The 12,340-nt window shown below is 67.4% G+C and carries 14 protein-coding genes; 6 read left to right on the forward strand and 8 right to left on the reverse strand.

The annotated features are described in order from the left end of the window. Positions 1–51: 51 nt before the first annotated feature. Both J0I99_RS07200 and denD read left to right on the forward strand, forming a co-directional pair. Positions 52–810 carry an SDR family oxidoreductase gene (locus J0I99_RS07200; RefSeq protein WP_291397000.1) on the forward strand — a complete coding sequence of 253 codons (759 nt, stop codon included), beginning with the start codon at positions 52–54 and terminating at the stop codon, positions 808–810. Positions 811–890: 80 nt separating this feature from the next. Then, a complete protein-coding gene (gene denD, locus J0I99_RS07205; RefSeq protein ID WP_291390399.1) occupies positions 891–1,877 on the forward strand; it encodes a D-erythronate dehydrogenase in 987 nt (328 codons plus the stop codon). Positions 1,878–1,901: 24 nt separating this feature from the next. Here denD and J0I99_RS07210 read toward each other — a convergent pair whose 3' ends face one another. The 3 genes from J0I99_RS07210 to J0I99_RS07220 form a co-directional block, all read right to left on the reverse strand. Then, positions 1,902–2,177, reverse strand: a complete 276-nt coding sequence (locus J0I99_RS07210) for a hypothetical protein (RefSeq protein ID WP_291396870.1) — start codon at positions 2,175–2,177, stop codon at positions 1,902–1,904. A 290-nt stretch (positions 2,178–2,467) separates the two neighbouring features. Then, entirely contained in the window at positions 2,468–3,379 is a 912-nt protein-coding gene (locus J0I99_RS07215) for an acetamidase/formamidase family protein (protein ID WP_291390401.1), read from the reverse strand. Between the two features lie 53 nt (positions 3,380–3,432). Further along, a complete protein-coding gene (locus J0I99_RS07220) occupies positions 3,433–4,065 on the reverse strand; it encodes a hypothetical protein (RefSeq protein ID WP_291396871.1) in 633 nt (210 codons plus the stop codon). A 153-nt stretch (positions 4,066–4,218) separates the two neighbouring features. Between J0I99_RS07220 and J0I99_RS07225 the strand changes: the two genes are divergently transcribed. From J0I99_RS07225 to J0I99_RS07235, 3 genes are read left to right on the forward strand one after another with little or no spacing between them, the layout of a single operon-like run. Then, positions 4,219–4,836 (forward strand): trimeric intracellular cation channel family protein, encoded by a 618-nt coding sequence (locus tag J0I99_RS07225; protein WP_291393459.1) that lies wholly within the window; start codon positions 4,219–4,221, stop codon positions 4,834–4,836. After that, entirely contained in the window at positions 4,836–5,195 is a 360-nt protein-coding gene (locus J0I99_RS07230) for a DUF4326 domain-containing protein (protein ID WP_291396873.1), read from the forward strand. Before J0I99_RS07225 ends, J0I99_RS07230 begins: the two co-directional genes overlap by 1 nt. Positions 5,196–5,199: 4 nt before the next feature. Then, the gene (locus J0I99_RS07235) at positions 5,200–6,327 is read left to right on the forward strand and encodes an iron-containing alcohol dehydrogenase (RefSeq protein ID WP_291396876.1); all 1,128 of its coding nucleotides are present in this window, start codon (positions 5,200–5,202) and stop codon (positions 6,325–6,327) included. 354 nt (positions 6,328–6,681) lie between these two features. Here the strand turns inward: J0I99_RS07235 and J0I99_RS07240 are convergent, their stop codons facing one another. After that, positions 6,682–7,389, reverse strand: a complete 708-nt coding sequence (locus tag J0I99_RS07240; protein WP_291393464.1) for a GntR family transcriptional regulator — start codon at positions 7,387–7,389, stop codon at positions 6,682–6,684. 68 nt (positions 7,390–7,457) lie between these two features. Here J0I99_RS07240 and uxuA point away from each other — a divergent pair, with 68 nt between their 5' ends. Next, positions 7,458–8,672, forward strand: coding sequence for a mannonate dehydratase (gene uxuA / locus J0I99_RS07245; RefSeq protein ID WP_291396878.1), 1,215 nt, complete (start codon positions 7,458–7,460; stop codon positions 8,670–8,672). A 109-nt stretch (positions 8,673–8,781) separates the two neighbouring features. Here the strand turns inward: uxuA and J0I99_RS07250 are convergent, their stop codons facing one another. Genes J0I99_RS07250 through J0I99_RS07265 form a run of 4 tightly spaced genes read right to left on the reverse strand, consistent with a single transcriptional unit; the run spans position 8,782 to position 12,332 of the window. Continuing rightward, positions 8,782–9,924, reverse strand: a complete 1,143-nt coding sequence (locus J0I99_RS07250) for a succinylglutamate desuccinylase/aspartoacylase family protein (protein WP_291396880.1) — start codon at positions 9,922–9,924, stop codon at positions 8,782–8,784. An 8-nt stretch (positions 9,925–9,932) separates the two neighbouring features. Further along, the gene (locus J0I99_RS07255) at positions 9,933–10,676 is read right to left on the reverse strand and encodes an ABC transporter permease subunit (RefSeq protein ID WP_291396882.1); all 744 of its coding nucleotides are present in this window, start codon (positions 10,674–10,676) and stop codon (positions 9,933–9,935) included. Then, positions 10,676–11,518, reverse strand: coding sequence for an ABC transporter permease subunit (locus J0I99_RS07260; protein ID WP_291396884.1), 843 nt, complete (start codon positions 11,516–11,518; stop codon positions 10,676–10,678). Before J0I99_RS07260 ends, J0I99_RS07255 begins: the two co-directional genes overlap by 1 nt. Before the next feature lie 52 nt (positions 11,519–11,570). Continuing rightward, entirely contained in the window at positions 11,571–12,332 is a 762-nt protein-coding gene (locus tag J0I99_RS07265; protein ID WP_291393473.1) for a transporter substrate-binding domain-containing protein, read from the reverse strand. Positions 12,333–12,340 lie beyond the last annotated feature (8 nt).

Raw genomic sequence — 12,340 nt, forward strand, 5'->3', positions numbered from 1 at the left:
CTGAACTTCGTCCGTCATGTTCTTACATAAGCAAGACCACAATGATGGAGACTGAAGATGACAGGTTTCAAGGGCAAGGTCGCGATCGTCACTGGCGGCGCCTCGGGCATCGGCGAGGCCGTGGCCAAGGCCTTGGCGGCGGGCGGGGCAAAGGTCGTGGTAGCGGATCTCAATGCTGATGCCGCCAAGGCGACGGCCGACGCGCTGACCAAGGCCGGGGGCACCGCCGCGGGCTTTGCCGTCGACGTCGCCGATCCCAAGCAGAACGAGGCCATGGTTGCCTTCGCGCAGAAGACCTACGGCGGCCTGCATCTGGCCGTGAACAATGCCGGCATCGGCGGCCCCCCCGCCCCCGCCGGGGAGTATCCGATCGACGGCTGGGACAAGGTGATCGGCATCAACCTCAACGGCGTGTTCTACGGCATGCGCTACGAGATTCCGGCCATGATTGCCTCCGGCGGCGGCTCGATCGTCAACATCGCTTCGATCCTGGGCAGCGTCGGCTTCGCCAATTCGTCCGCCTATGTCGCGGCCAAGCACGGCGTCGTCGGCCTCACCAAGAATGCCGGTATCGAATATGCCAAGCAGGGCGTCCGGGTGAATGCCATCGGCCCCGGCTTCATCGACACGCCGCTGCTGAGCAAGAACCTGACGCCCGACGCGCTGAAGTTCATCGCCGGACTGCATCCGATCGGCCGGCTCGGCAAGTCCGAGGAAGTCGCGGCGCTCACCACCTTCCTGCTCTCGGATGCCGCCAGCTTCATCACCGGCAGCTACCACCTCGTCGATGGCGGCTACACGGCACAGTAGGGCGACCGCATTTCGGTGAACTGCGGCTTGCGCCTCGCGCGCGGGCCGCTAATCTCCCCGCCAAAACGCGAGGAGACTCCATGCATATCCTGATCATCGGTGCGGCCGGAATGATTGGCCGCAAGCTCACTTCCGCCCTCGTCGCGGCGGGGCAGGTGGGCGGCAAGCCGATCGAGAAACTGACCCTTGCCGACGTCATCGAGCCCGCCAGTGTCGCCTTCGGCGGCGCGGTCGAGACGCTGGCTTCCGACCTGTCGGCGCCCGGTGCCGCGACCAGGCTCGTGTCGGGTCGGCCGGACCTGGTCTTTCATCTCGCGGCCATCGTGTCGGGCGAGGCGGAGGCCGATTTCGACAAGGGTTATCGCATCAATCTGGACGGCACGCGCTACCTGCTGGAGGCGATCCGGCAGGAGGGCCTGAAGCAGCCCTATGTGCCGCGCCTCGTCTTCACCTCGTCCATCGCCGTGTTCGGCGCGCCGTTCCCCGATGCCATCGGCGACGAGTTCTTCAACACACCACTCACCAGCTACGGTACGCAGAAAGCCATCTGCGAGCTGCTGCTCAGCGACTACTCGCGCAAGGGCTTCGTCGACGGCATCGGCATCCGACTGCCGACCATCGCCATCCGGCCGGGCAAGCCGAACGCCGCGGCGTCGGGCTTCTTTTCCAACATCCTGCGCGAGCCGCTGGTGGGGCAGGAGGCGATTCTGCCTGTTTCCAGGGACGTGCGGCACTGGTTCGCCAGCCCGCGTGCTGCCATCGGGTTCCTTATCCACGCCGCGGAACTGGACACCACGAGGCTCGGCTGGCGCCGCAACCTGTCGGCGCCGGGGCTCTCGGCGACGGTCGGCGAGGAGATCGAGGCCCTGCGCCGCGTTGCCGGCGAGAAGGCGGTGCGACTGATCCGCGAAGTCCCGGACCAGCGCATCATCGGCATGGTCGATGGCTGGCCGAAGAACTTCGCCGCCCGGCGCGCCGAGTCGCTGGGGTTCAAGGCAGAGAAGAATTTCGACGAGATCATCCGCATCCACGTCGAGGACGAACTGGGCGGCAAGATCGGCGGCTGAGGCCGCCTCGTCCGGCGGTTCGCCTCAGAACTGCCGGACCACCCGATGCGTCAGGAACGGCAGCAGCCGCCGCCGAGCGTGGACGGTGATCCCCATGTCGTGCCGGCGGATTTCGACCGGTGAATCCACCGCGAGCACGTGGTCTTCCTCGTGCAGCAGGTGGTCGCCGCCATAGCGGACATTGATGCTGCAGGTGTGGTCGCCCTGTCGGACCGTGATGACCTTGACCAGGTCGTCGTCGAGCTCGAAGCTGAAGGTCTGCACCCCGGCGCCGGCGTCGTCATCGTGATGCGGGGTCATCTTGCACTCCGCGCGGGCGGCTCCTGCCCGAACCGGGCAAGCAAAGACCGATCCTCAAGCCCCGTCAAGATATTAGGGCTGGCTTGCCAAGGGCTCAATATGGTCCGGCTTGCCCCCCTACCTTGACACACGGAGTCATTGCCGCGAACGCGGGAACCGCTGTTTTCAGGGCGTGCGGCAAAACGGTGATCCCCGCTTTCGCGGGGATGACCCGGAACAAGGCAGTCCATGAAGACCGTCGTTCACGAGGTGGGACCAGCGAAGCCGGTGGAGGGGGCGGCCACCCGGCACTACGTCTTCGGCAGCCACTTCTTCCCGATCTTGCACACCATCGTATAGGCCGGGTCATACACATTGCCGACTTCGTAGCGCACCACCTGGCCCATCAGGTGGCTCGCGGCAGTCTTGCTCAGCCCGTAGTCGCTGCACAGCCAGTTGAACATGTCGTTGGTGGCGTGCTGCAGCGCCTGGTCGAGCGGGCGGGCATTGCCGACCGAGAAGATCTCGTCGGCGCTCTCGCCGCGCGGCCACACCAGCTTGCGTCCCTTCTCCACCGTCAGCCGCACCTCGACCTCGTAGCTCGTCTCGATGCCGGTGCCGACGATCTCGCCGTCACCCTGGATGGCGTGGCAGTCGCCGAGGAAGAACAGCGCCCCCTCGACTGCCACCGGAAACCACACCGTCGCGCCCGGCCGGAAGCCGCGATAGTCCATGTTGCCGCCATTCTCGGCGCTGGTGGCGGTGGAAAAGGCCTGTCCCATGGCCGGCGCCACCCCGAAGCAGCCGATCATCGGCTCGAGCGGCAGCACGAAGTGCTCGAGGCCTGGCACCGGCTCCTGCAACTGCGCCGTGCCGGCCTGGCGGTCGATGCTCCAGGTGACGGGATCGCGCGACGGCAGCGTGCGCACCGATTCCGGATCGACGACATTGCCGGCGAGCGAGGAGCGGGTCCAGCCGGTGGCGCGGTTCGGCGTCATGCGCACGATCTCGACCTTCAGCGCATCACCCGGCGCCGCCCCCTCGATGAAGATCGGCCCGTTCATCGGATTGGGGCCGTCCCGGCGCTTGGTGCCATCCTTGTCGATGCCCCAGGCGTCGAGCGTCTCGGTGATCACCGTGTCGCCCGAGGCGATGGTCAGCGCCGGCGGCAAGGTGCCCAGGACATTGTGCCATTCGGTGGCGACGAAGCGATGCGTGGTCATGCGGGTTCCTCCTGTTGCCACAAGGGGTAACGGGAGGCGGTCGGCTTGTCACGTCAGCCCTTCGGGGCGTCCAGCCCCGCCAGCCATTCGGCGTACTCGGCTTCGTGCGAGCCCTCGAAGTTCGCCATGCCGCGCTTGGTCAGCACGCCGCGGCGGGGCGGGATGAAGGAATAGATGCGGCCGCGCCGATGCTCGCGCCAGTTGATGTTCACGGCCGCGTATTTCGGGAAGAACTCGAGGTCGTCATAGGGCAGGTGGTCGTGAATCCACCAGGCCAGCGCCTCCCAGCGGCCGGTCGCCTCGTAGTAGGGGATCAGGGCATGGACGATGATGCAGGCAGTGGCGCCCATGCCGCCGCCGGCATCGCGCCGATCCCAGATGTGGCCGGCGAAATTGGCCTCGTTGCGCCCGCAATTGAGGCCATGCTCGTTGCCGAAGCGATTGACCTCGACCGAGCGGAAGGCCGAGCGGATCGAGATGCGGCCAAAACGGTCGCGCAACGGCTCGAGGCACTCCTCGCACAGCCGCCGCCCCGCGGCGATGGCGAGGTCCGGATCATCCGGGATGTTGGGGATGCCATGGAAGCTGGCGATCTCGGAATGGAGGAAGTCGCGCATGAAGAAATTGGCGCTGAGCCGCACCCGGCCCAGTTCTTCCAGCGCCTTCACGCTCTGCGGCTTGCGCATTCGATCCTATCCGGCCCAGGTTCGCGGACTTGCCAGTCTGCCCCATGCCGTGCCGGCTCCGCCACCCGCTTCCGACAGCGATCTGGCGGCGACCCAGTGGAGGGCGGGCGCTCGCTGTTCTAATCTGCCTGCCGAGTTCTCCGGGGGACCTTCATGCTGATTCAGGTGATCTTCTATGTCGCGATCGCGGCGGAGGCGATGACGGCGGCGCTGGCGGCAGGTCGGCGCAGCATGGACTGGTTCGGCGTGTGCGTCCTCGCCTGCGTCACTGCACTGGGCGGCGGCACGGCACGCGACGTGCTCCTCGGGCACTATCCGCTGTCCTGGGTCCAGAACCCGTACCTGCTGGTGCTGTGTTGCGCCGCGGCGTTCGTGCCGATCGCGCTCGCCCGCTACATGGCGGCGCTGCGCTGGCCGTTCCTGCTGCTCGACGCCATCGGCCTCGTCGCCTTCACCATCATCGGCTGCAATGTGGCGCTCGACATGGGCCAGCAGCCGATCATCGTGGTCGTCGCCGGGCTCATCACCGGCATCGTCGGCGGCATCCTGCGCGATGTGCTGTGCAACGACGTGCCGCTGGTCTTCTCGTCCGAGCTCTATGCCACCGTGGCGATCGTCTCGGGCGTGCTCTATTATTTCGGGCACATCTCCGACCTTCCCCTCGACATCGTGATCATCGGGGTGATCGTTGTCGGCGTCACGCTGCGCGTGCTCGCCATCGTGTTCAAGCTGCAGATGCCCAAGTTCGTCTACGACAAGGAGCTCCGCTGATGCCCAGCCCGCAACGCATGCAGCTCTCCCGTCGCGCCGGGTTCAACCTGCAGGAGGCCTCGCTGGCCCTCAACGGGCTGCCGGCGAAGCTGATCACGCGGCCTGGCAGGTGGGGCAATCCCTTCACCATCGACGAGACCGCGAAGCATTACGGCCTCGACCACGACGCGGCGCAGGGCAAGGCCGTGGAGCTGTGCGGACAGTGGCTGCGGGGCAGCATCGATCCGGCCCTGTCGCCGGGGCCGGCGCCGTCGCGGGAGGCGATCCGCGCCGAACTGGCCGGGCACAATCTCGCCTGCTGGTGCAAGGCGGGCACGCCCTGCCACGCCGACGTCCTCATCGAACTGGCGAACGGATAGAGCCATGGCGCGCATCACCTATCTCACCGGCATCGAATTCGGCGCGGGGGCAATCGCCACCCTGCCGGATGCCCTCAGGGAACTGGGCATCGGCGGGCCGCTGCTGGTCGCCGATCGCGGCGTGCAGGCGGCCGGGCTGCTGGCCTCCGCGCTCGCGCATCTGCCGCCCGACGTGCCCACCTTCCTCGACACGCCACCCAACCCGACCGAGGAGGCGGTCGCGGCCGCGCTCGAGCTCTACCGGGCGCAGCGCTGCGACGGCATCATCGCGCTCGGCGGCGGCTCGCCCATCGACCTCGCCAAGGGCGTCGCCCTGCTCGCCACGCACCCGGGGCCGCTCGAGCAATACGCGATGATCTATGGCGGGCTCGAGCGCATCGGCAGCGGCGTCGCGCCGGTCATCGCGGTGCCGACCACGGCGGGCACCGGCGCCGAGGTTGGCCGGGCCGCACTGCTCACCCTGGCGGACGGGCGCAAGCTCGGCTTCATCTCGCCCCACCTCATCCCGAAGCGCGCCATCTGCGATCCCGAGCTGACCCACGGCCTGCCGCCCGGCCTCACCGCCGCCACCGGGCTCGATGCGCTCAGCCATTGCATCGAGACGCTGTGCTCGCCGCGCATCAATCCGCCAGCCGAGGCCATCGCGCTCGACGGGGCCGGGCGGATCTTCCGCAACCTCGAAACCGCGTTTCGCCAGGGCAGCGACCGCAGCGCGCGCTCCGAGATGATGATGGGGGCACTGATGGGCGGGCTCGCCTTCCAGAAGGGCCTCGGCGCCGTGCACGCGCTCAGCCATGCGCTCGGCGGGCTCAAGGACGTGTCGCTGCACCATGGCACGCTCAACGCCATCCTCATGCCGCCGGTGCTGCGCTTCAACGCGCCCGAGATCGGCGAGAAGCTCGGGCGGCTCAAGGCGGCGATGGGCTTTCCGCCGGCCGCCGACCTAGCGCTCGAGCTCGACGCGCTCAACCGCCGCCTCGGCCTCCCGCAGGGGTTGCGCGTCCTCGGCGTGCGTGAGGCTCACTTCGACTGGGTGATCCAACGGGCGCTCGCCGACCACAGCCACGCCACCAACCCCCGCCCCGCCAGCGCCGCCGACTATCGCGCGCTGCTCGAAGCGGCGATGGACTAGCGCTCGGGGGCCTTTGCTGGCCAGGATCACGGGGTCATCCCCGCCGAAAGCGGGGATCTCTGTTTGCCGCACCCGCTTTCGCGGGAATGAGTGTGGGGCGCGCCTCCCTCCCCCCTGAGGGGAGGGATCGAGGGAGGGGGTGGTCCGGCGATCGCCGATGGACCCCCACCCCCCAGCCCCTCCCCTCAAGGGGGAGGGGAGCTGCGCACCATCCGCAAACGGAGGTTCCCGCTTTCGCGGGAATGACACCGAGTGCGCGCCTCCCTCCCCCTGAGGGGAGGGATCGAGGGAGGGGGTGGTCCGGCGATCGCCGATAGACCCCACCCCCAGCCCTCCCCTGGAGGTGGAGGGGGGCTACTCCTCGGCAAACAACTCCGCATGCTCCTCGGCGAGCTTGGGCAGCGAGGGGGCGAGTTCGTTGAGATGCCGGTGCATCATGGCGACGGCGCCCTCGGCGTCGTTGCGTTCCAGCGCGTCGACGATGAGGGTGTGCTGGGCCACCACCTGCGGCCGCGGCGTGGCCGCCGGGAAGCCGAGATAGCGCACCCGGTCGAGCTGCGCCTTGAGGCTGACGATATGGCGCCAGGCGTGCTCCACACCGGCATGCGCGGCGATGGCGCAGTGAAAGTCGTCGTCGAGCCGCATGAAGTCGCCCAGCCGTCCCGACAGCCCGACCTGCTGGGCGGCAAGCAGCTGGCGCAGCTCCGCAACGCCGGAGGCACCGATCTGGCCCGCCGCCTTGCGCACCACGGCGAGCTCGATCGACTCGCGGATGAAGCGGGAGTTCTGCACCTCGCGGATCGAGATCAGCTTGACGAAGGTGCCGCGCTGCGGCCGCACCTCCACCAGCCCGTTCTCGGCCAGCTTGATGAACGCCTCGCGTACCGGCTGGCGCGACACCCCCATCTGGCGCGCCAGTTCCGCTTCCGACAGCAGGTGCCCCGGCAGCAGCTGCAACTGCACGATGGCGTTGCGCACGGCGTCGTAGACGCGCAGGCTGATCGAGGTCTGGCGCGTCCCGGCTATGACGGGCTGGTGTGCCAGCTCCAGTTCAATCGTCATTGTTGACTCCCCCAACGCTACCATACTAGCACCGAGCGGAGCCATTTGAAGAGCTCTGGAGGAGCCACATGAGGCAGACTTGGCGCTGGTTCGGCCCAGCTGATCTTGCGAGCATCGACGACATCGTCCAGGCAGGCGCCGAAGGCGTTGTGAGTGCGCTGCATCATGTGCCCAATGGCGTTGTATGGACCGCCGAGGAGATCGGCAAGCGCCAGCAGCAGGTTCGCACCCGCAAGGACGGTTCGCCCTCCGGCATCGCCTGGGAGGTCATCGAGAGCCTGCCCGTCTCGGAAAGCATCAAGAAGCAGAAGGGCGACTGGCGCCAGCATGTCGAAAACTACAAGCAGAGCCTGAGGCACGTCGCCGCCGCCGGCCTGCGCGTCGTCTGCTACAACTTCATGCCGGTGCTCGACTGGACGCGGACCGACCTGCGCTACACCGTGGCGCATGGCGGCACCTGCATGCGCTTCGACATCAACGATTTCGCCGTGTTCGAAATCCATATCCTGAAGCGCGTCGGCGCCAGCGAGGATTTCGCTCCCGAAGTGGTCGAGGAAGCGGCACGCCGCTTCACGACGATGAGCGAGGCGGCCCAGCAGCAACTGGCGCGCAACGTGACCATGGGCCTGCCGGGCTCGACCGAGAGCATGACGCTCGACGACGTCAGGGCGCACCTGGCCGAGTACGAGGGCATCTCCCCCGACCAGTTGCGCGGCCACTTCGTCGATTTTCTGTCCGAGGTCGTGCCGGTGGCCGAGGAAGTCGGTGTGCGCCTCTGCTGCCATCCCGACGATCCGCCGTTCCCGCTGCTCGGCCTGCCGCGCATTATGTCCACGGCGGCAGACTATCGCCACATCCTCGATGCGGTGGACAGCCCGGCCAACGGCATGACGCTGTGCTCGGGCTCGTTCGGGGCGCGGCCGGACAACGACCTGCCGGCGATCATGGACGAGTTCGGACCGAAGGTGCACTTCCTGCACCTGAGGAACGTGAAGCGCGACACGAACGCGATCTCGGGCTCGTTCTACGAGGCCGAGCACCTCGGCGGGGACACCGACATGGTGGCGCTGATCGCGGCGATCCTGCGCGAAGAGGCCCGCCGCAAGAGGACCGGCCGCGAGGACGCGCAGATTCCGATGCGTCCCGACCACGGCCAGGACATCCTCGACGACCTCGCCCGCCGCGCCCAGCCGGGTTACCCCACCATCGGCCGCCTCAAGGGCCTCGCGGAACTGCGTGGCGTGATGACCGCGCTGTCGCACCGGGAGTTCGGGCTGCACTGATAGCTCCCCTCCCCCTTGAGGGGAGGGGCTGGGGGTGGGGGTCCATCGGTGACCACAGGACCACCCCCTCCCTCGATCCCTCCCCTCAAGGGGGAGGGAGGCGAAGCCCTCAATCCTCCAGCAAATACGCGCCCTTGCGCCCGGCCAGCGGTGTCGTCCCGACGATCTTCATGATGCCGGCGCCGCGCGGGGCGTACTTGGCCATGGCGCGCGACAGCACCAGCCCGTCTGTCCCGGCGAAGACCGGCGTACGCGCCATGAAGGCTTCCGGTCCGTCGAGCGCGATAAGGTCGGCGATCGGCTGGCCCTTGCGCACCCTTGCGCCCAGTCCGACGCGATAGGCGACCAGCCCCGGCCGGTCGGCACGAACGATCTCGGTGGCCTCGAACGGGGTTGCCTCGGAAACCGGGGCAGGGCGCTCACCCGGGTCGGCGTCGATCAGGTTGCGCCCGCACAGGAACCCCCACAGCCGGCGCGCGTCATCGGCGCCGAGTTCGTCGAACACGTCGGCCTGCCCGCGATACTCGAGCGTTGCCGTGGCGCTGGCCATGGGCACGGGCTTGCCGGGATTGGCCTGCGCCACCTTGCGATAGAGCTGCGGCAGCACCTCGTCGAACGAGCCGCCGCCGGAATCGGCGGCCGTCAGCGTCGCCGCCGCGCCCATCCAGTCGGCGAGGTCCTGCAGTTCCGGCATCAGCTCGGGCGAGGTGAAGATGTGGATGAGCGAGTCGTCGTCGCAGTGCAGGTCGAAGACGAACTCGGCGTCATGCGCTTCCCTGAGCACGAGCAGGCGCAACTGCTCGTTGGCGTTGCGCGGCTGTTGCGCGTCGATCCAGTTGGCCACGGCCTTGCGGATCAGGTTGACGTTGAAGCGCTCGTCGTCGCCGAGCCGGCCGTTGATCTGGGTGCGCACGGCCTGGAACAGGTCGGGCCAGCGGCGGTTGAAGTTGATGCCCGAACTTGCGTCGTAGCGGCCGATATGGCGGCGCAGCGAAAAGCTCGCCATGCCGAGCGGGTTGACCAGCGGCATGACGGTGAAGCGCGCCCTGAGCAGGCCCTGGTCGTCCGCCTGCCGAAGCATGGGCAGCAGGTGGTGCAGCAGCATGGTGCCGGGATGCTCGTCGGCGTGGAGCGCCGCTTGCAGGTGCACCTTCTCGGGCGCATCCCTGGGTCCGATGACGTAGTAGGTGAACTCGGTCAGCGAGCCCGGTGTATCGCCGCGCAGCGGCACGACCTTTCGTTCGAACGCCATGTCGCCTCCTAGCGCATCCAGCGCGGTGCAAATCGCATCGCCGGCGGCCTGGGCAGGTGTCGCATGAGATGGCGATAGACGCGCCCGAAACCGAAGAAGATGGCCGCCGAGATGACAAGGAAATACATCGCCGCCACAGGGTAGTGGAGGAAGGCGTTGTAGTCCTTCTCGAACAGGGTGCCGGCCTTGTTCATCAGGTCCAGCTGGTCGTCGATCACCGGCAGCGTGAGGTAGACCAGCGCCGTGGCGTGGAACATGAACACCACCTCGTTGGTATAGGCGGGCCAGGCGAGGCGGATCACGTTCGGCCAGATCACGGTGCGGAACTGCTGGAACCGCGACATGCCGAACGCACGGGCCGCCTCCACTTCGCCCCTGGGCACGGTCATCAGGGCGCCGTGGAGGATGTTCGCGGTGTAGGCCGTGGTGTTCAGCGCCAGCACCGCCGGACCCAGGATCAGCGGATTGAGCACGATCGTATCGAGGCCGAGCGGCTTCCAGACGCTGAGGTTCAACGACAGCAGCAGCGAATAGAACATGAAGAGCTGGATGAAGAAGGGCGAGCCGCGGAAGGCATAGATATAGCCGCGGCAGAGGCGCGAAATGATCGGGTTGGACGAGGCCTTGCCCAGCGCCATGAACACCGCGAGCACGAACCCTGTCGGGATCGAGACCAGCGCGAAATAGATGTTGAACAGCGCCGGCTTGGCCAGCAGCACGATATCGTTGGCAATGGCGGCGAGGGCACCCATCAGACTGCTCCCGCCGTCGCCATGCCGCGGCCGGCCCAGCGCGTGAGGGCCGCGAACACCTTCTCGGAAATGAAGGTGATGATGATGTAGAAGATCAGCAGGATCAGGTAGTAGGCCCAGCGCCAGTCCGGGTGGACGAAGCCCGCCGAGCGCGAGAAGTTCGGCGCGCCGAGCCGGTCGGCCCACAGCACGATGTCGGAAATCTGCAGCAGCGAGAGCAGCGACGTCGACTTGAACAGCAGCATCCAGACGTTCGAGAGCCCGGGCAGGGCGTAGACCCACATCTGGCGGATGTGGATGCGCGTCATCACCTGCAGGGGGCTCATGCCGAAGGCCCGCGCGGCCTCGAGTTGCCCCTTGGGCACGGCGTTCATGGCGCCCGCGATGACGTTGCCCGCAAAGGCGCCGTAGACGATGCCGAGCGAGACGGCGGCAAGGATCAGGTACTCGGGCGTTCCCAGGATGAGGTTGGCGTCCGGGCAGGGCGGCCAGTGGCCCGAGCCGAGGTCGGACGGGCTGCAGATGGCCTGGGCCCGAACCCATTCGACGGCCTGCTCGAAGGCGAGCGGGAAGAACAGGAAGAACAGCACGTCGGGAACGCCCGGCAGCACCGAGGTGTAGATGTTGCCGAGCACGCGGACCGGCGCCGAGCGGGAATTGCGCGCCGTGGCGGCGAGGGTGCCGAGCACCAGCGCGACAAGTGCACCCAGAACACCGGCCGCCAGCGTGTACTGCACGCTCGCATACCAGTTCAGGTGCTTGCCGTTGGTGAGGTAGCCCAGCCAGAACTGGACGTCCTGGCCGAGGACGTCGAGCAGCCATTGCGGTAGGGAGTCGACCATCAGGGTCTCGAGAACGGTCCGGGGCGGTACGCCCGCCCCGGAGAAGTTGAGGTCAGCCGCCGGCGAAGATCGGGCCGGGCGCCTTGTCGGGGAACCACTTGATGATCAGCGCGTCAAGCGAGCCGTCCTTCTTCATCTCGTCGATGGTGGCGTTCAGCTTCTGCTTCAGCTCCTCGTCGGACTTGCGCAGGCCAATGCCGATGCCGTTGCCGAGCTTGACCTCGGGGCCGGTCTTTTCGACCGCGCCACCCGAGCCGGCCACCACATCATTGACGTAGGAGGCGTCGGCGAGGATCACGTCGAGGTTGCCGGCATTAAGGTCGGCCAGGGCCTGGTCGGCAGTGCCGTAGGACTTGACCGTGTTGGAGCCGCCGAAGGTCTCCTGCACGTAGCCGGCCTGGATGGTGCCGCCCTGGACGCCGATGTTCTTGCCGCTGAGCGCGGCGAAATCCAGCGCGGTCCCGCTCCTGACGATGTAGTAGGACGGATCAGGCGGCAGGTAGTTCTGGGTGAAATCGATCGTCTGCTTGCGCTCGTCGGTGATCGACATGCCGGCCATGATGGCATCGTAGTTGCCGGCGACCAGGTTGGGGATGATGGAATCCCAGTCGTTGGTCTGCCAGGTGCACTCGAGGCCGGCGCGCTTGCACAGCTCGTTGCCGAGGTCGATCTCGAAGCCGGCGGGCTTGCCCGAGGCTTCGTCGATGAAGTTGTAGGGCGCATAGGCGCCTTCCGTCGCAAGGCGGACGGGCGCGGCGGCGGCCGTCGATGCGAGCAGGGCGAGCGCTGCGGCCGCCAGTAGGAACTTGGGCATATGGTCTC

This window comes from Devosia sp., assembly GCF_017307495.1.
GTDB lineage: Bacteria > Pseudomonadota > Alphaproteobacteria > Rhizobiales > Devosiaceae > Devosia_A.